This window comes from Nostoc sp. DedQUE05 (genome assembly GCF_034530955.1).
Taxonomy (GTDB): domain Bacteria; phylum Cyanobacteriota; class Cyanobacteriia; order Cyanobacteriales; family Nostocaceae; genus Nostoc.
Genome location: NZ_JAVRCB010000019.1, coordinates 83,049 through 105,263 on the forward strand (window position 1 = coordinate 83,049; position 22,215 = coordinate 105,263).

2 protein-coding genes are annotated in these 22,215 nt (G+C 38.8%); both read right to left on the reverse strand.

Going from position 1 to position 22,215, the window contains the following annotated elements; all coding sequences use genetic code 11:
- Positions 1-3: 3 nt before the first annotated feature.
- The gene (locus tag RMZ42_RS16445) at positions 4-10,452 is read right to left on the reverse strand and encodes a non-ribosomal peptide synthetase/type I polyketide synthase (protein WP_322672380.1); all 10,449 of its coding nucleotides are present in this window, start codon (positions 10,450-10,452) and stop codon (positions 4-6) included.
- A 70-nt stretch (positions 10,453-10,522) separates the two neighbouring features.
- Positions 10,523-22,195 carry an SDR family NAD(P)-dependent oxidoreductase gene (locus RMZ42_RS16450; RefSeq protein WP_322672381.1) on the reverse strand — a complete coding sequence of 3,891 codons (11,673 nt, stop codon included), beginning with the start codon at positions 22,193-22,195 and terminating at the stop codon, positions 10,523-10,525.
- Positions 22,196-22,215 lie beyond the last annotated feature (20 nt).

Here is a 22,215-nt window from a genome sequence, read left to right on the forward strand (position 1 = left end):
TGACTAAAAATTAAAATTGGTAGCGAAAAGGTTGTTATCTTCACGTTCGGGGTTCTCTGTGCGATCGCATAGCTTTAATAATGGTGTATTAGGAGATTTTACTACTTCTTCTAGAAGACCTTCTAACAACTTGAGAATCAAGGAAATACGTTCGCTGGCAAATATATCTGTGTTGTAAATTAATTTCAGATATAGTTCTCCTTCGTCTACAAAAGTGAATTCTAAATCAAATTTAGCAGTGACAATTTCTTGAGCAATAGAGTTAACAGTAATTCCATCTAAAGCTAAATCTACATTTTGATTGTTTTGCAGTACAACTGCAATATCAAATAGGGGATTACGGCTAGGATCGCGTTTGAAATTTAAATCTGATACTAGTTTGTCAAAGGGATATTCTTGGTTATCATACGCTTCTATTGTTGTTATTTTCACTTTTGCAAGTAAAGTAGCAAAACTATCGTCTACTGCTATTTGGTCGCGTAAAACTAAAGTATTAACATAAAAGCCTATTTGTTCTTCTAAATCGGGATGATTTCGTCCAGCGATGGGAGAGCCGATTGTAATCTCATTTTGTTCGGTATAGCGAAAGAGAAAACTTTTGACTAAAGTCAGTAAGCCCATAAATAAACTGGCTTCTTGAGTTTTGATTAATAACTCAAAATCCTTGATTAATTCTGGCTTTGGCTTCCAAATCGTCGCAGTTCCTGAGAAACTTTGCACTGCTGGCCGAATACGATCTAAAGGTAAGTCAAGACGCGCCGGAGTAGGAGTTAATTTAGCTAACCAGTAATCGCGTTGTGCTTGTAGTTTTGACGTTTGCAACTGCTGGTCTTGCCAGTAGCTATAGTCTTTATAATGAATCCTCAAAGGTGGCGGTAATTCTACATTTTGTTGTCCGTAGGCATGATAATGTGCGAGGAAATCTTTAATTAAAACGCCTGCTGACCACCCATCTGAAATGATGTGGTGCATATTAAACAGAACTATATAACTTTCTTCACTGAGTTTTAGTAAGTTAACCTTGAGTAAAGGCCCTGTTTCCAAATCAAAAGTAGTTTTGGCGTTGTTGCAAATAGCTTCAACAATGATATCTTCTTGTTTTTCATATTCCATTAAGTCTATCTGTTTAATTGCAAAATCAATTTGCTCGTGTACTACTTGACGCGGTTCATTATTTATTAAGGTAAATGTAGTACGTAAAATTTCGTGGCGTTGAATCAAATGTTGAAAAGTATTTTCAAAAGCAGCAATATTTAAATTTCCTTTGAATTGATAAGCACTGGGCATTCCGTAGGCATTATGGTTGCGATCGAGAAATTCTAAAGCCCAAAGGCGGCGTTGCCCATAAGACATAGGATAAGATGTTTGCTGAGTTATTGCTGGTATAGGTTTTTGATAATTGTATTGGGTTTTAGAGATTAAATCTGCTAATCCGACGATTGTGGGAACTTTAAAGAAGTCAGCCAATTTGATTAACACATTTAATTCTTTATGAACGTGATTTACTACTCTCGAAAGTAACAGAGAGTGTCCACCGATTTCAAAGAAGTTATCAAAAATACCGATGGGATGTTTAGTAAGAATCTTTTCCCAGATATTGACTAGCTTTGACTCTAAAGTATTACGCGGTGCGGCGTAAGCTATTTGGGTTAATTTACCTGTTTCCTTGATTTCGACAAGCGATCGCAAGTCAATTTTGCCATGTCTAGTTAAAGGAAATTGCTTTAAAAAGACAAAGGAAGTAGGAATCATGTAAACTGGCAGAAAATTCGAGAGGAATTCTCTGATTTCTGAAATTTCTATCTGTTTATCAGTTTGACAATAGGCAGATAACTGAGTTTGATTATTTAATGTCGGTAACACAATTGCTCTCTCAATCTGGGCATAACGGCTAAGTTGGTATTCAATTTCACCTGGATCTATACGATAGCCATTTACCTTAACTTGATTATCTTTTCGCCCCATAAATTCAATCACACCTGGGGCAATTTGTTTACCTAAATCTCCTGTTCTAAAGAGAATTTTTTCTGAACTAAGAAAGCTGGATTGAAATTTTTCTTTAGTGATTTGGGGAAGATTGCGATAACCAGCGGCTAATGCTGCACCTTCTACGCAAATTTCACCTACTATATGCAGAGGTACGGTGTTATTGAATTCATCCAGGACAAATAATCGATTGTTATGGAAAACCTGACCAAGAGGTACGTCTGTATTTAAATTTTCATCGATTGTATATTGAGATACGCCAACACAAGTTTCTGTGGAACCATAGACATTGCTGATAATTTTCGCTGGGAAGCGTTTTCGTAAAGCGATCGCAGTTGCTTTATCTAATTTCTCTCCCCCTGAAGAGATATATTTTAAGCTAGGGATAGTTTCTTCAGGTTCGAGTACATTTAAGATTTCTCGATAGATAGATGGCGTTGTGTGCAGTGCATTAATTTGGTTTTCTTGTAAAAAGGAAACTAAATGCCCTATATGCTGTACTTCGTACATATATAAAGCAGCACCTATTGTCAAAGGTAAAAAGATATTACGAAAAGATGGATCGTGGGTGACAGGTGCAGTGAAGATATAGCGCCATTCAGGATGTTTATCTAAGTCAAATGTGAGTCGTAAACTCCGAATTACATTCAAAATAGAGATATGACGACCCATAACTCCTTTAGGGTTTCCTGTTGAGCCAGAAGTGTATAAAATATAAGCAATTTGGCTAGAGTCTGGTTTGAGTTTCGGCTCAGTGATATCAAAATCTGCCAAAATATTATCGATTCGATCCAAACAAATTGCTTCGATTTCTTGAGGTAATTGGGAGACAAAATTACTCTCTGTGAGACAAATATCACAGCCGCTATCTTTTAAAATAAAATCGATGCGACTACTAGGATATTGGGGGTCTATCGGCACATAAGTTGCCCCAGTTTTAAAAGTAGCCAGAATGCCGATAATTAAGTTTTGATTGCGTCCGAGCGCTAATGCGATCGCTTTCCCAGAAGTAATGTGATATATCTCATGTAAATAATTAGACAAACGATTTACTTTATCATTCAATTCTCGATATGTAAGAGTCGTTTCTCCAACGATTAATGCTGGTGCATTTGGCGTAGATTTGACTTGAGCAATGAAGTCATCAACGATGGTAGAATTTTCCGGTAATTCTATTGTTGGGCCGATTAATTCTGCCAATAATTGTTTCTGTTGCACTTGTGTTAATAAAGGCAACTCAGAAAGCAAACCATTGGCATTTTTAATTATCCCCTCCATTAAAATTTCAAAACTTTCTAGAAACTGTTTGATAGTTTCCGGTTTAAAAAGTTCTGTATTATAGTTGCAGTAGACAATGAATGCGTCATTGACTTCGATGAAATTAAAGCCTAAATCAAAAGGAGTATAGCCAATTGGCTCTGGTGGTAGCGATACTTTTAATCCCTCAAACTCAGGTAGAGTTAAACTAGGATCCATATTGAAAGATACGGATATCAAGGGAGAACGAGAAAAATCCCGTTGTAATTGTAAGGCTGCTAATAACTCTTCTAAAGCGTGACTTTGGTGTTTAAAAGCGGCTATGAGTGTTTCTTTTGTATGACGAAGATGTGCAACAAAAGAAGTAGTAATATCTGTCTGAATACGAACTGGTAAAAATTGCGAACAAAAGCCAATTAATGTTTCGCTGCCTTCAAATTGTCGTCCAGAAATGGGAATACCAATTACTAAATCATTATGACCAGAAATTCGACGCAGAAAAGCTGTGTAAGCAGCGAACATTGTCATAAATAATGTCGCTTGATTTTTGCGTCCTACAATTTGCAAATTTTGCCACAGTTGAGGAGCAATAATTTTACTTTCTCTACCCCCTGTATAAGTTTTGACAGCAGGACGAGGAAAGTCAGTAGTCAGCTCAAATACAGGGATTTCTCCCTCATAAGTTTTTAACCAAAAATCACGATGCTCTTGCATTTGTGAACTTTGTGCTTCTTGCTGTCGCAAAGCTAAATATTGGCGAAACTGCATTGGTGGCGCTAAAGAGTCTGTAACAACACCAATTTTTGCTGAATAAAGTTTGCCAATTTCATTCAAAATTAGCCCTAATGACCAACCATCTGCAACGATATGATGAGTTTTTAAAGATAGCAGATAATGTTCGGGTGCTAAACGCATCAGTACAGCTGCAAATAAAGGAGCGATACTCAAATCAAAAGGTTTTTGAGACAACTGAGTTCTTAATTCTAAAGCACTTGCTTCAGGGTTATCTTCATCTATTAAATTAATTAACGGTAGGTCAATTTTGACACTATTGATAACTTCTTGGAGTTCGCCTTGTTCTAAGATTTGGGTTCGCAATGCCTCGTGGCGGTTGACTACTTCATTAATCGCTTGCTGCAAAGATGAAATATCTAAATCACCACGCAATTCTAAAGAAGTAGTAACGTTATATGATGCTGAAGCGGTTGTGTCTAATTCTGCCAATAACCAAAGCTGACGTTGCGCTTCATTGGTAGAAAATGTCTGGTTTAAATTGTTCCTACCATCTTCATCGTTAGAGCGATCGCTTTCTTCTCTTTTCTTTGCTTGCGGTGGTTTAGCATTTTCAAAAAAACCCGCTTGTCGCAGTTCTATAATTGCTTCTTTGACAGCAGTTACTACTTTATCTATATCTTTATTGGTATGGTAAGTGGAGAGAAAACAAACTCGTTTTTCCCATGTATAAATACCTTTGACATTCAGTAAGTAGTAAAAGAGTGGTAATTCAATAGGTTGTAAGAAAAGACTATAAGATCCAAAAGGTTCAAAGCGAAATAAAGAGCCGAAATTAACAATGCGGATAGGAATTCCTATTTCTTGAAAGAACTGATTAACTTCAGTAGCTAATCGATTAGTTAATTGATTTAGCCTTTCTTGAAGCGTTGCACCTTGTTCGCGTAAATGTAGCATTACTGCGCGACAAGCTGCCAAAGCTAAAGGATGACGACAGAAAGTTCCACCATAAGCGGTTAATTCTGTTTGTGGATGGGAATTATCTCCATAACTCCAGAAACCGCCATCAATTGTATCTAAAAAATCTGCTTTGCCACAGATCGTGCTGATAGGCAAACCACCACCAATAGCCTTACCGTAAACTACGATATCTGCGTCAACATCAAACCATTCTTGCGCTCCTCCTAGAGCTATCCGAAATCCAGTAATAATTTCATCAAAAATTAGCGCAATATCTTTTTCATGAGTCAATTTTCGTAATTTTTGCAGAAACTCTTTAGGTTGCAAATCGGGTTTACGGCTTTGAACAGGTTCTACTAAAACTGCTGCTAAATTATCAGCTTGAGCAGCAATTATTTCTAGACTTTCTTCGGCTCCGTAAGTAAGAACTATTACGTCTTCAACCATTCCTGATGGTGTACCGAGACTTAATGGTTGAGCGGTTCCTGGCTCCTCTCCAACTCTTGCTAAAATGCCATCAAAAGTACCGTGATAAGAACCAGAAAATAAAGCAATTTTTTGGCGTTTTGTCCGCGAACGAGCAATACGAACTGCTGCCATAATTGCTTCTGTACCAGTATTACTAAAAGCGACTCGCTCCATACCTGTCATTTCACAAATTAAAGCAGCCGTTTCTGCTGCAATATTAGACTGCATTCCTAATCCGATTCCGTGTTGCATTTGCTGCTGAACTGCTTCTATAACGAAATCAGGACTGTGTCCAAAAAAGTTAACACCAAACCCCATTGCTAAGTCGATGTAATCATTGCCATCGATATCACGAAAATATGCACCTTGGGCTGATTCTGAGACAATGGGATACTGAAATTCTTTTAAAGCCATGCGGAAATCAATGGTAGGTTTAACATCAACCATTGTCTTTCGGCTGTTTTGCGAATATGCCTTAGATTTTGCTGTTTTTTGATTATAAATAATCTCTAGTTTTTGGATAAAAGCTTGCTGTTGTTCTGTTAAAGATTTCTTCTCAGTCAGCTTTAAGGCTAATGGGTTTAAACTAGGAGAACTAGTTTTTTGAGGCGAATCAGTTTTAATTTTTTGAGGCAAAGGTGTAGTTTCTATTTTGCTTGTTTTAGAAACTGTTTGGTTAATTAAAACTTCTGATGTATTGCTTGGTGCCACAGATCCAGATTGGAGTATTTCTAATTGCTTGAGAATGGTTTTTTCATGTACATCTTTGAGGTCTTTTAAAGATTGTAGTTGAGCCATCATCAAAGCTTCTTTGCCAGAGGTTTGTGTTGATAATGGTACTGTTTTAACTTGGCTAACAATAGCGCTTTCAGCAGAGGTAGAAGCAATAATTAACTCTTGTCCATTGTAGATGCTGGTATTATTCTGTTGAGAAAAACTATCCGCAGTGGCAAAACCGCAGCGTTTTAAAACAGCACACCAACTTTCTCCACTTAACAATGGAGTATCTATACGTAACTCTTTGTCTTGAAAGCGCCACCATCCGGGCGTAAGTCCAAAGGTTAAATCAAGCCAGGAATTATTTTCTACTGTTTCTAGTAGTACTAAATAACCACCAGGTAGTAGTAATTCTCGAATATTATTTAGTGTTTCTGTAATATTTCGGGTACTATGAAGTACATTAGCAGCGACAGCTATGTGATAAGAATGTGCTGTTAGTCCCTGAGAAACTGGTGATTTTTCAATATCTAATTGATGGAAGTTGAGATTATCTCTGTGTTTAAACTTTTGTCGCGCTTTATTCAGGAGAACAGGAGAAAGTTCGGTAAAAGAATAAGTTGCATAATTGAGATTTAAATCATTAAGAATTGCTTCTGAAGTCGCACCTGTACCACCTCCTACTTCAATAATTTGGTAAGGGCGATCGCTACTAGAAAAACTCTTTAAAATGAAGTTAATTTCTTGAGCTACTCGTTGATTCATTAAACGAGATACTGGAGAATTACCATATATGCTTTCCGCATGAATCACTGAACCTGCTGGGAAAATTAACTCTAGAGGATCTATATTTCCTTTCAATACTTCTGCTAGATTTTCTCCACAGCGTTGCAGCATTTCTAACTCAGGTTTTGCTGCTGGACAAGTAGTTTGCAGATTTTCTATAGCTTCTGGTAAAGAAAAAGGCGTAGGTAGGTTTTGTACTATCCAGATGTTACCTTGATTTTGAATAATTCCAGCTTGCTCTAAAGTTTTTAAATAACGAGTAATTAAAACATGATATTTTGGGGCAATAGGCAAAGTTTGTAATAAGTTTTCTGTTGTCCAACTTTCTGCTATCTTTAGTTTTTTACCTAATACTTTTAAAGCTTTCAAGATATAGGCAATACTAATCGGTTGTAATTGTGAAATTACCCAGAGATAATTATTTAATTCTGACTCAGAATTAGATACTTTATTAGACGTTTCATTTAATATAGTAGCTACTGAAGATATTTCTAATGGTTTTGGTTCAATATAATCAGAAAGATAATTAGCTATATCAGCAATTGTTTGCAAATCGGTAAATAATCGATCTATCTTAACTTTAACGCCAAAATTCTCTTCAATTTTACGAGCAAAGTCAGTCAAAATAATTGAATCTGCTCCTAGATTTAATAAAGTTTCATCATCTCTAATATCATTTTCATCTTCTTTTAGAAGCAGAGCCAAGATAGACTTTAACTGATTGCCGATTTCTTGCTGATGTTTTTGGATATTTGAAACTTTTGCTACAGTCATCTTGGTCTCCATTAGCTCGTTTTCTACAGACACTTCTTTAATTGAACTTGATTCGACTGAAATAGCAGATTTAAATTGAAACCTTTTTCGTTGAAAAGGATAGTTTGGTAATTGAATATTTCTGTAACCGTAATCTTCATTGAATTTTTCGGCGTTAAAATTTACTCCATGAATGTAGAGTTGGGCTAGTGTTGATAACATAGTCTGCCAGTTATCCAAACCTCTATTGAGAGAACTCAGCCAGATAACTTCATCGTTATAACGGCGACCTTGTTCTGCAAGTATTGGTCTTGGGCCGACTTCTAAAAACAGGTTATATCCTTTGTTTAACGCCGTAATCAGACTTTGCAAAAATTGCACGGTTTGACGGCATTGTTGTCTCCAGTAACTTGCATCGGGCGTATTTGCTATAGTTTGTCCGTTAATTCCTGAAAGTATTGGAATTTGGGGCTGATCGTAAGAAATACTACGAGCAGCAGTTTCAAAATCATCTAAAATTGACTCTATTAATGGAGAGTGAAAAGCACCGTCAACTGATAGTAATTGAACAGCTATTTTTTGGTTTGTGCAGTTGGCTACAATTTCATCAACGCTATTACTTTCTCCAGAAATTACAATTTGTTGAGGATGGTTAATAGCCGCAATTGAAACTGTATTACTATAGTTTTGAATTAGATAAAGTACCGTAGCTTCATCTGCAAAAATTGAAGCCATTTTTCCTGTAGGCGCAGTTTGCATTAATTGCCCACGTTTAACAATTAATTCTAAACCTGCTTCTAAACTAAATACTTTTGCAATACAAGCTGCGACATATTCACCAACGCTATGACCAATTAGTAAACTTGGTGTGATTCCCCAAGATTGCCACAGCATGGCAACTGAATATTCTAGAGCAAATATAGCTGGTTGAGCGTATGCAGTTTGATTGAGTAAATCTGTGCGATCGCCAAATAATATATCTTGTAGTGGATACTCTAAATAATTCGCTAAAATATCTGCACATTTGTCAATATATTTACGAAATGTAGGTTGGGTTTGGTAAAGTTGATGACCCATACCTGCATAACAAGCTCCTTGACCAGTGAAGAGAAAGACAATTTTCGGTTGTTTTTCTCCTGCAAAACGTTGATAAAAAGTAAAATTATCAATAGTTTTTTCGTCAGCAAAAGTCGCTAATTTTTGTTGCAATTCTGATAATGTATCTGCAACAATCGCCAATCGTTCAGCTAAAGGCGATCTACCCATTGCCGCACTATGGCAGATATCTCCAATTTCTAGATGAGATTCTAAGTGAGTGTAAAAACGCCGTGCTAGTTCTTTTAAAGCTGTTTCGTTATGAGCAGAAATCGTCAACAGATGACTCGGACGTTGCAGCTTAATTTCTGGTGTGTTGCCAACAGGCGCTTGTTCGACAATTACATGAGCATTTGTTCCAGAAAAACCGAAGGAACTCACCCCAGCAATGCGGAGTTCACCATTGTTAGACCAGGGTATTGTTTGACCGGGAATTTTAATTGGATACCCTTGCCAATTAATCAGGGGATTAGGTTCTTGAAAGTGAAGATGAGGCGGAATTTCACCATGCTGGAGGGCGAGAATTGTCTTGATCGTGCCTGCTATCCCTGCGGCGGCTTCGAGATGTCCGATATTAGTCTTAACTGAACCGACGTAAAGAGGTTGCGATCGCTCTCCATAAACAGCAGCGATGGCGTTCATCTCAATAGGATCGCCTAAAGAAGTTCCCGTGCCATGTGCTTCTAGATACCCTACCTCCTGGGGTTTGACTCTGGCATCAGCTAAGGCTTGGCGGAGTAAATCTTGTTGGGCGGGGCCGCTAGGAACTGTCAACCCGGCGGCGGCACCGTTATGATTGACCGCAGATCCTCGGAGGAGGGCGAGAATGCGATCGCCATTTTTCTGGGCGACAGACAAGCGTTTCAAGACTAAAACCCCACACCCTTCTCCCCGTACATAACCGTTTGCAGCTGCATCAAAAGTCTTGCAGCGACCATCGGGAGACATCATCCCCGACTGGGAAAGGTTAATCGTAATTGCCGGATTTAAGATCAGATTTACTCCAGCTACTAAAGCTAGTTCGCATTCATGATTTCTTAAGCTGCGAATAGCTTGGTGAATGGCAACCAGTGAAGAAGCACAGGCTGCATCAATAGACATACAAGGGCCGCGGAGGTTTAAAAAATAAGATAGCCGTCCTGCTGCGGCACTTAGGGCGTTTCCTGTACCAAAAAAAGAATCGATTTCATCATAGTTGCTTTTGTAGACTGTCATCGCGTGGTCAACACTAGTTATACCGACAAATACACCCACGCGATCGCTTACTAAATTGGTTGGTGGTAAATTGGCGTTTTCTAAAGCTTCCCATGTCACCTCAAGGAGTAACCTTTGTTGAGGGTCCATTGAGGTTGCTTCGCGGGAAGATATGGAGAAGAAACGGGCATCAAATTCTGTAATATCCTGTTGTAAAAATCCTCCATAACGAGTGTTCATTTTGCCGGGAGTAGGTTCTGGAGCATAAAATTTTGAGATATCCCAACGGTTTTTAGGAACTTCTACAATTGCGTCAAGTCCGGCTTTACAGGAATTCCAATAATCTTCAGGAGAATTTATGCCTCCAGGGAAACGACAACCCATCCCAATAACAGCAATTGACTCGCTTTGTCTAGTTTCTAATTCGGTAATGCGAGCTTGCATTGCCTCCATTTTTGTTAAGGTTGATGCTATGAGTTTTTTATAATCTGTAGTTTGAGCCATATAATTTTTTTTAATGCAGAGTGACGCGGAGGTTTACGCTAAGGTTCGCAAAGTGTTAGTTAAAGGTGCTTTATTCATCATATTGTTCTAGTTCTGCTAGCTTTTGATTAAGTAGTGTTGCTAGTTCGTCTTCATCAAGGCTGTCATAAGGATTTGGAGCAGATGTTTGTGAGTTTATTTCTACCTCAAATTCGATACTATCAGCTAAGACTTCTTCTTTCAGATAATTACTAATACTTGTGATATTAGGGTAATCAAATATTACAGATGATGGTAAAGTGCAAGCTAAGTTAATTTCTAGTCGATTTTTAAATTCTAGTACCATTAACGAATTTAAACCTAACTCTAAAAATGAGGTTTTTTGAGGAATAACAGTACTTGGGGCTAATCCGGTAACTTCGCGTAAAACTTGCTCAATTCCTTGAGCTAAAGTTGTTGTTCGCTCATCTACAGCTACAGATTTTAATTGTTTTAACAATTTTGCTTCTTTGCTATTTTCTTTGATTGCGATCGCTTCAGCAAAGAATGGTTGATTAATCTGAAAAGCTTGATAAAAAGTAGACCAATCAATATCAATAATAGCTCCTTGATAAACGTTAGCCAGAATCAACTGGCTGAGATATTTTAGGGCGGTATCAGAAGACATACTTTGAATACCCCAATTAGCAAAACGTTGTTTGTCAATTTCATTTCCTGTATCCCATGCTCCCCAATTGATACTGATACTTGGTAATCCTAAACTTTGTCGTTGCTGCATTAAAGCATCCATAAAAGCATTCGCAGCAGCGTAACTACTTTGACCGGGCGAACCGAGAATTACAGCAGCAGAAGAAAAGGCAACAAAAAAGTCTAAAGATAGATTGCGGGTGTAGCGGTCTAATAATAAAGTACCTTCTACTTTGGGACGCATGACATTTTGATATCTTTGCCAATTTTGATTGCTCAAAAGCCCATCATCTAAGACAGCCGCCGCGTGAATTACTCCACGTAAAGAAGGTAAATCTGTGCCAAAACGGGAGAAAAGTTGTTCCATATCTGCTGCTGAGGTAATATCAGCGCTGATAATTGTAATCTGTGTACCATTTTTAGTTAACGAGGCGATCGCTTCTGGTTGAGATTTAACATTGCGGCTACATAAAACTAAATGTTTAGCTCCCATTTCTGATAACCACTCAGCCATTAATAAGCCCAGTTTACCTAAACCACCAGTAATTAAATAAGTTCCTTCTTTGGTAACTAGCTGCTGTTTTTGGGCTGTAGGAATTGTTGCAGATACTAACCTTGCTCCATAGCGGTTTCCTTGGCGTAAAGCTAGGTGTGACTCGCTGCTAGAAGCGTGGAATTCGTTGAATAAAAATTCAGCTTCATTCAGTTCTACCGTGGGCGATAAATCTAAACATACACAACGAATTTGCGGGTATTCATTATTAATTACTGCGCCTAATCCCCAAAGGGAAGATTGTTGAGGTTGCAAATCAGTCTCAGCTAGCACTCGATTTGCACCGCGAGTTATTAACCATAAATCAGGTAGTTTTTTCCAACTAGTAGTAAGAGTTTGAATTAAGTGCAATGCAGCATGACAACTCTTGTAAACTGTATCCGAACATTCTTCATCAGGTACATTTTCCCAAGCATAAATCACACCCGTAGGAAATTCTCCCGATGGATATGCTTCTTGATATAAGCGTTGAAAATCAGATTTTTGAGATGGATTGATGATAAACTCATCTTGAAAATGGCATTTATATTCATCACCAAATTCTACAGTGATGACTCGTTCTCCAGCTTTTTTCAATAAATCGCTCGACTGATTCAATGCTGTTCCAGGATGGACAAACACTAACCAAGAATTTTGAGAGTTTCCTGTAATAGTTGGAAGTGTATCAAGCTTTTGCCATTGAACCTGATAAAACCAATTATTTTCATTCTCCTGCCATAAACGTTGTAAAATTGCCGGATTAGTACGCCGTGCTATTAAGTCTGTAAACCGAGCGCAAAGCTGTTCTTGCTCATCGTAAACATCTACGTTTACGCATATTTCACCGTTAGTATTAGATTTAACATCAATGTGCGTCCAAGCTTGAGTACCAGGATTGCCAAATAATTCTAATGAAGAGAAACCATAAGGTAAATGTAATTCTTGGCCGTGAATTTCTGGGAAAGCCGCACCAACACTTTGCAAGCAAGCATCTAAAAGCACGGGATGCAGACAATATCGCCGATCTGTCAAACTGCGATCGATACTAATCTTAGCTTGAGAACCATTGCTTAAATAATTTAGTTCTTGAATAGCTTGAAAACGCGTACCATAGCTAATTCCCATCTGCTGATAAAGCTGATAAAATTTGGAAATCTCAACAGATTCTCCTTTTTGATCAGACCAATTACTAACAGATGTGGGTGTTTTTTGATTGTTGGGTTTAATTTCACCAGTTACATGGAGAATCCAGTTATCTTTTGCCGAATCACTACTAAATATTTCAAAACCATAGCCAAATGGCTTATTAGGCTTAAAAATCATTTGTAATCTGATTGGAGATTGAGATAAAAGTAATCCCTGATGAATAGACACATTTTGAATAATCGCCAAATTATCAGTAAATATTTTCTGGCTAGCTACTAAAATTGCTTCAATAAAACCCGTAGCCGGAAATAATATTTTTCCAAATACCTTGTGTTCTTCCAGATATTCTGGATTATCAGCACTTATCTCTCCTTCAAAAATAAATTCTCCCGTAGCTAGTTTTTTCACATCGCTAATAAAAGGATGCAACTTAGTTTTGAGATCGGCTACAGAAAATTGTGAATTTTTTAGCCAGTAACGTTCTCGCTGAAATGGATAAGTAGGTAAAGGAATCCGCTTTCCTTGCTTAAATACCTCTGTCCATTCTACAGAATAACCATTAACAAAAAGTGTCGCTAAACTTCTGTACATCTGAGTTTGTTCATCTTGTCCGGGTACGATACTGGGTAGCCATGATATTTCTTTGATTTGATAAGTTAGCCGTGCTATACCCAGTAACACAGGCTTCGGCCCTAACTCTAAAAAATGGCGATAACCACTGTCAATTAAGAATTTAAATCCTTGACCAAAATGCACAGTGTTGCGAAGATGGCGCAGCCAATAATCAGGAGTAGTAATTTCTTGACCAATTGGTTTACCCGTGATATTGCTAATAATAGTCAAGCTTGGTTCATGAAAAGAAATTTTATTTAAAACCTTGGCGAATTCATCAAGAATTGGCTCCATTAACAGAGAATGAAAAGCATGAGATACTGCCAAGCGTTTAGTTTTATAACCCTGTTCTATAAAAGTTTTCTCTAGTCGATCAACAATTTCAATCAAGCCAGAAATGACATTAATTGCACCATTATCTGCGGCAATATTTACTTGATTTTTGTATGGAGTAAGATAATTTGCTACTGTTTGATAATCAGCATAAATTGCTGCCATTGCCCCATTGTGCGGTAATTCTCCCATCAAGCGACCGCGTTGGACGACTAATTGCAAGGCATCTTCTAAAGAAAAGACTCCTGCTAAACAAGCGGCGACATATTCACCAATGCTGTGTCCTAAAAGTGCAGAAGGTTGTATTCCCCAAGATTGCCATAATTTAGCAAGTGCATATTCAACTGCAAAAAGTGCTGGCTGTGTGATTTGAGTCTGTTCGAGCAACTCGCTATTTGGCAATTGAAAGATTAAATCTAACAGCGATTTTCCTAAAATAGGTTCTAAGATTTTGTTACAAAGATCCAAAGTATTTCTAAAGACAGGTTCTTGGTTGTAAAGAGTTTGTCCCATCCCTGAATATTGAGAACCTTGTCCTGAAAATAGAAAAGCTACATTTGGTTGAGTTTCTGATGAAATTGGCGTAATTACATTATGAGAATCTTCACCGGTTTGGAAATCAGCAAGTGCTGTTTGTGCTGTAGTAATTGAGTCGGCTAAAACACACAATCGATGTTGGAAAACAGCCCGCCCTGTACTGGCAGTAAAACAAGCATCTGCTAAATTAACAGACTCATTCAAAGCGTACTGATAATTTTTGGCTAACTCTTTGAGAGATTTTTCAGAACGAGCCGAAAGCGGCAGTAGGTAAAATTTATTCTCGGATTTTTGCGGAGAGTTAGATGCAATTTCTCCAACAATAATATGAGCATTAGTACCACTAAATCCAAAAGAACTTACTCCCGCGATGCGTTCTCGTTCGCTAAAATGCCAGTCTTTTCCATGTACTGGAACTTCAAAAATATGAGAACTCCAATCAAAACGGGGGTTGGGTTGTTGAAAGTGAAGATGGGGAGGAATTTTATGGTGTTGTAAGGCTAAAACAGTTTTGATTAACCCAGCAATTCCGGCTGCTCCTTCTAAATGTCCTAAATTAGTTTTGACAGAACCAATAATTAAAGGTCGATTTTGAGGACGATCGCTAAATACCGCAGCCATACTTTCTAATTCTATCGGATCGCCGATCGCAGTCCCAGTACCATGAGCTTCGATAAAATCTATTTGCTCTGGTTTGAGTTTCGCTGTCTTCAGTGCTTGCTGTAATAATTTTTCTTGAGCATCGCCATTAGGTACAGTCAGCCCACTACTCGGGCCATCATGATTCACGGCTGTACCATGAACTCTAGCTAAAATGCGATCGCCATTTTTAATTGCTTGACTTAACCGCTTCAAAACAATCATCCCGCAACCTTCGCCGCGCACCATACCATTGGCACTCGCATCAAAAGTCTTGCAACGTCCATCAGGTGCAAGCATCTGAGCGCGACTTTCAATTAAGGAAATTACCGGGGTTAACATGATGTTGACACCACCCGCCAAGGCAATATCGCACTCACCATTACGCAACGCATTGCAAGCTAAATGTACTGCTACTAAAGAAGAAGAACAAGCAGTATCAACCGTCATTGATGGCCCTTGCAAGCCCAGTACATAAGAAAGACGACCGGCGGCTACACTTACAGAAGTTCCAGAACCGGTATAGGCGTTGATTGCTTCTGGTGCATAACTCAACTGGGCATAGTCTTGAGTCATCGCCCCCACAAAAACACCAGTTTGACTGTTGCGTAACTGCTGCGGATTTTGTCCGGCTGATTCTAAAGCTTGCCAAGTAGTTTCTAGTAGCAAGCGTTGCTGAGGATCTATAGCGACAGCCTCGCGGGGGATAATACCAAAAAATTCCGCATCAAATCGATCTATTTGTTCTAGAAATGCTCCGTAAGGAGAATATATTTTTCCTGGTGTATCTGGATCGGGATGATACCAGTCTTGAATGTCCCAGCGATCGCCTGGAACTTCTCTGACTGCATCTTTCCCTTGTTCTAAAAGTTGCCAGAATGATTCCAAATCATCCGCACCCCCAGGAAATCGGCAAGCCATCCCGACAATCACAATTGGATCTTCTGCTTGCTGTGGTTTTTCTGAGAGGATGTTTGAAAAATCATCAAGTTTACCGTATAACCCCTCTCCAAACCTCTCCCCCACTGGGAGAGAGGCTTTGAAACTGCCATTCTCTACAAGGAAAGGGGGGTTAGGTTGATTAGGATTGAGTTTTTGTACAGGAGTTTGTATTTCCGAAATATTTAAAACTTCTCGCAGGAGATAATCTGCTAAAGTTTCCACATTGGGAAACCGAAAAGTAATTGTTGTTGATAAAGAACAGTTGAAATCTGTTTGTAGAAGATTGCGAAGTTCTGTAGAGGTGAGTGAGTCCATCCCCATATCAAAAAAGCCTTGTTGGGGAGATATTTCCTTAGTTGACAATCCTAATACAGTGGAAACTCGCAAACTAATCTGGCGGATAAGTAAATCGCGGCGCTGTTTTACAGGTACGGTTTGCCATTGCTCTAAAATATTTGATGCAGTTTGAGATTTAGCTTTTCCTTGGGGTAAGAAGTTTTGATAAAAGCTTTGATTAATGTATGGAAAACGCTTCCAGTCAATAGAAATAACACCAGCACGCACAATCTTGTTTAACAAGATTTTTTCTAAAGTATTGAGTGCTAAATCGGGTGCGATCGCATCATAACCTTTGGCTGCTAATCTTTCTAAAACATTGCGATCGACTGCTGCGCCAATTTCGCTCCACGGCCCCCAATTGACGACTGTTGCAGGCAGATTGCGTGCATGACGATAATAGGTAAAGGCATCCTCAAAGGCATTTGCAGCCGCAGCATTAGCTTGTCCTGCCGAGCCAATTAGCGACACCGCAGAGGTATAACAAACAAAGAAATCTAAAGGATCGTTCAGAGTTAGTTGATGCAGTAGCCAAGTTCCTTTCACCTTGGGCGCGAGAACATGGTTAAAACGTTCTGGTGTCAGTCGCAGTAATGTTGTATCGTCTAAAGTGCCAGCGATGTGGAAAATTCCCCGTACTGGATACTGCGATCGGCATTCTTCTAGTAAGGCGTGCAGTTTCTTTGCATCTGTGACATCAACATCTTTAATTTGGATATCTGTGTTAGTTGATTGCAGGCTTTCCAGAATTTCAGGAGTGAGAGCTTTTGCACCACTGCGACTGCATAATACTAAATGACGAGCGCCACGTTCTATCATCCATCGGGTTGTGGCTAAACCCAACCCGCCTGTACCACCAGAAATTAGATAAAAGCCATCTTGACGGAAATTGATGTTACTATCTGCTAGTTTGCGCTCTACCAAACGCGGAGAAAAGCGTTGTTCGCCCCGCAAAGCGATGCGGTTTTCTTGGGTGTTGCTGTAAATTTCTCTAAATAATTTTTCTCCTAAATCTTGGGCGTGAGGATCTAAATCAATTGCTCTAAAATTTAGTTCGGGATGCTCTAGAACTAAGCTCAAAGCGATTCCCAATAACGAAGATTGGGCTGGAGAAGTTAAGGTGGTGATTTCTTTTGCTGGGACAGAACCTTGAGTGATAAGAATCAGTGCAGGTGGATTTTTTTGTTGTAATAATGCCTGAAGTAAAAATAGGAAACGTCTACAATGAATCTCTACTGCTTGATAAATTTCGCCTTCTATTTCTTGTAAGGGCCAGAGGTAGATTATTTCACGAGTTTCTGGCGTTAAAAGGTTTTGTAATAGTGATAAATAATCGTCGGCGTTATCGGGATCGATTTCTTCAGGCAAAATGAGAGAACAAGCAACTCCCCTTTGTTGGAATGGGGTGATTAAACTGCAAGCAATTCCTTTATTATCGGCAAAGATTAATTCATGAGAAACAGACTTAGAATCGCCATTTTCTTTAGCAATGATGACGCTTTGTCGTAATAGATTGCGTGTCTCTGGTTTGGTTGGTTCGATGACGTTAACTTCTACAAATCCATGATTAGCGAGTAAATTTTGCCAATGTTCCGTATCTACTAAAGGATAACCATTTCGGAGTGGATCTTGACTACATAACCACCATCCCTCTGTTAAACCAAAGGTTAAATCTACCCAACGACGCGCCCCAGTACTTTCTAATAGTATTAGTAGAGCATCAGGAGCTATTAGAGAACGGACATTTTCAAGTGTTTTGTTAATATCTGTTGTGGCATGAAGAACATTAGCAGCGATAATAATATCAAAACTTCCTGGAAGAAAACCTTGAGTCAGGGGATTTTTTTCAATATCTAAAGTTTGATATTGAATGAAGGGATAATCACTAAAACTTTCTTTGGCTCTGGTTAAAAAACTAGAAGAAATATCCGTAAATATATATTCAATTTGTGGAGGTAAATGTGGTAAAATTCCTGCGGTAGCAGAACCCGTTCCGCCTCCAATTTCGAGGATTCGTAGCTGACGACTTATTGGTAAATTTGCTACTGCACATTTAATTGTGGCTGCAACTAGTTCATTCATCAACTTAACACCAGCCGCATCAGAATATACAGATGCGATCGCATTCAAATCGCCTTGAGGAAATAATAATTCTAACGGCTCAATTTGGCGACGCATTACCGCAGCTAAAGCCGAACCACAACGTTCTATTAAATTAATTTCTGCCAGATAATCAGAAAATTCGCTGCGGAGGTTTTGGACTTGCAATTGAGATGCAAGTATCTCTGGTTCTTTGGTGAATAACCAGTCATTTTTTTGCAGATTAAGAATACCCTCCTCCGCTAGAATATCTAAACACCGCGATAATAAAGGGCGATAAAAATCAACTACTCCACCTCGAACAGCAATTTGTTCTTCTTGATAAATTTGACCTAATTCTGGTTGCCAATTAAGCTCTTTTAAACCTTCCCATATATAACTTACGCTTAAACCTTCCATCTCTTCAAGCAAGCGTTCGTATTGGGACAATTTATTTGCCAATTGCTGTTCTAATTCCTGTGGTTGGATTTGAGTTTTAATGACATCAGGAGTTATTAGAGATTCTCTACCATCAGGTAATAATGGTGCTAAACTAATCCACTCTTCTAGGTAAGATTGTGGTTCGTTTTGATGGTGGATAAGTTCTTGGCGCTGAACAGATTTGAGTTCAAATCCTGTAATTGCTACTAGTAAATCGCCTTGTTCTGAATATATATCAATATCAGAGATAATAAAATTATCAGAACTTTTAGTTAGTCTAGCTGCACTGATAACACGATCGCTTGGAGAGTTGAAGAATTGAAATTTAGCAATGCGAACTGGTACATAAGTTACAGATGATTCTTGCTGAAATAAAATCGCAGCGATCGCCTGAAAACAAGCATCCAACATCGCCGGATGAAAACGATAATTTTTCGCTTCTAAACTCTGACTATTTGTTAATTTTATTTCAGCAAATGCACTATTTTTACCAGATTTAAGCTGATTGATTATTTGAAAGCTTCTACCGTAATTGACTCCCGATTTTTGGTAGGTTTCATAAAATGAATTAATATCAAGCTGTTCTGGATAATTAGCAGCTAATTGTGCTAAATTTTGGCGATTTACATTTAGTGACTTTAAATCCTCAATTTTTCCGCTAACAAGTTCATCCCAGCTATTATTACTTTGATGATATATGTGAAAGTTATTTCGGTCAATAATTAGTTGTAGTGTATCTTCTTGTTTTTGCAGTAATAATGCTTTTTTAAATTCAATATTTTCTAAACTTACTGCTTGACTTTCTGTCGCCGCTAACGCCATTTCGATAAATGCTGCACCGGGAAATATCGGTTTCTCAAAAACTTGATGTTCTGCTAAAAATGCGGGGCTATTTTGACTAATACTAGCTCGATATTGAATAGAAGATAGAGGAGAGGAGAAGCGATCGCCTAGTAAAGGATGTCCAGAATGAGGGCGATCGGATTTAGTAGCAGAGTCTATCCAGTAGCGTTTGCGAAGAAAAGGAGAATTGGGTAAACTAATTTTCTGCCCTGAGCGAGAACGATGAAATTCTTTCCAATTAATATTTACACCTCGTACATACAGTTCGGCTAAGACTGTTTGTATTTGCTGATAATTACTGCAATCTTTCGCTAAACTACATAAGCAAAGGATTTCATTCGTAGGTAAATTACTACGCTCTATATTAGCTAAAGTAGGCTGATTTCCAATTTTTAGAAATATTTTATAACCCATCTGATGCAGAGTGGCAATTCCTTTATCAATATTGCCTGATTGACGTAGCTGTTGCACCCAGTAAGCAGCAGTTTTAATAGAATTACTCACAACTTCACCATTCAAACTGGAAATTAAAGTGAGTTGCGGATTGCTATAAAAAACTTCTTCAGCTACTTTTTTAAAAGCTAAAAATTTGCTTTCTCCAGATAATTTAGCGCGAGTTGCAACTAACTTAACTGCATCCTCCAGCGAAAAAACTCCAGCTTGTTGAGCAGCAATATACTCGCCCGAACCATAGCCGAAAATTGCCGAAGGGCGAATTCCCCAAGATTTCCAGAGTTCACAAAGAGCATATTGGAGAGTGAATACTGCTGGTTGAACATATAAAGGATCGTCTATATTTTGATTTTTATCGAGTAAGTCTTCTAGAGAGAAATTTAAATAATTTTGGAATAGGCGATCGCATCGAATCAAAGCATCACGAAATACAGGTTCATTGACAAAAACTTCTTTCCCAATCCCAGAGAATATCTTGACATCATTGCAAACAAAAGCGATTTTGGGATTTGCTTGTACCTCGTTGTGAATAATATTAGTTTCTCGACTATTATTGCTAGCAAAAGCCTGAAGCTGTTCTCGAAAATTGGCAGTGTTAGAAACTAATAAAGATAATCTTTGTTGATGGTGAAAACGACCTGTATTTAGAGAAAAAGCGATATCAGTTAAGTTAACATCACCTTTTTGGTCAATATAATTAACGAAGTTAGTAGCTAATAGACGCAAACGTTCATCATCTTTAGCAGACAGAGTAACCAGTATAGGAAATATATTTGTAGTCGCAGATTGTACTTGTGGAGGTTCGCTCAAGATAACATGAGCATTAGTTCCCGATGCTCCAAATGAACTGACTCCGGCTGCTTTCATCTTGCCATTGTTAACAGTCCAAGGACGAGTTTGTGTCACCACATCTAACGGTAAGCTATCCCAATTAATATGAGGATTTGGTTTTTGCAAATTGAGATGAGCCGGAATTTCAGCATGGTAGATAGATAATACAGTCTTGATCAAACCAGAAATTCCTGCCGCCGCCGCCAGATGACCGAGATTTGTTTTGAGCGAACCGACTAACAAAGGTTGAGATGGAGAGCGATTGATGCACAAAGCATCAGCCATCGCTTTAATTTCAATGGGATCTCCCAAAGATGTACCAGTACCGTGAGCCTCGACATAATCGATAGCATCGGCGCTTAAACGAGCGTCAGCGAGAGCCTCACGAATTAAATCTGTCTGCATCGGGCCGTTAGGAACTGTAAAGCCGCCACTCGCACCATCGTTATTTACGGCTGTTCCCCGAATTAACGCCCAAATGCGATCGCCATCTTCTAAGGCTTCACTCAATCTTTTTAAAACGATAACTCCGCACCCCTCACCAATCCCAAACCCATCAGCGCTTTCGTCAAAGGTTTTGCACCTACCGTCAGCAGCTAACATCTGATTTTTGCACAATGCGATCGGCACTTCCGGCGTGAGAATTAAGTTCACTCCTCCCACCAACGCTTGTCGGCATTCCTGCGCCCGTAAAGAACGGCACGCCAGATGAACTGCTACCAACGAAGAAGAACACGCCGTATCGATCGCCAGACTGGGGCCATTGAGATTCAAAAGATAAGAAATGCGTCCGGCAGCAGCATTTAGATGGTTGCCAGAGATATGATAAGCACCAACTGTGTTATAATCTCCTCCTGGTGCAATCAGACGAGCATAATCGTTGTTTGTGATGCCAATAAAAACGCCAGTTTTGCCGATTCTGGCGTTAGGCGCAGCCATAGCAGCATCTTCTAACGCCTCATAGGCAACTTCTAAGAGTAATCTTTGCTGGGGATCGATATGCAAAGCTTCTCGCGGTGCAATCCCGAAAAAGTGCGGATCGAACATCGAGACATCATCGAGAAAACCGCCTTGAGATACATAAATTCTGCCAGGTTTACCACGGTCTGAGTCATAAAAATCAGATATATTCCAGCGATCGCCAGGGATATCTCTGAGTGTATTACCACCAGCTTTCAGAAAAGACCAAAATCCTTCAGGAGTAGAAATATTTTTACCAAAACGACAACCCAAACCAACAACTGCGATCGGTTCGCTTTGTTGAGCTTCAACAGCCTTTAATTTCTCCTTCGCTTCATTCAGTGCCTTAAACACTCTCGCTTGGATAGACTTGTCGTTATCTGATATATCCATAAACCTGAATTAATTACGAA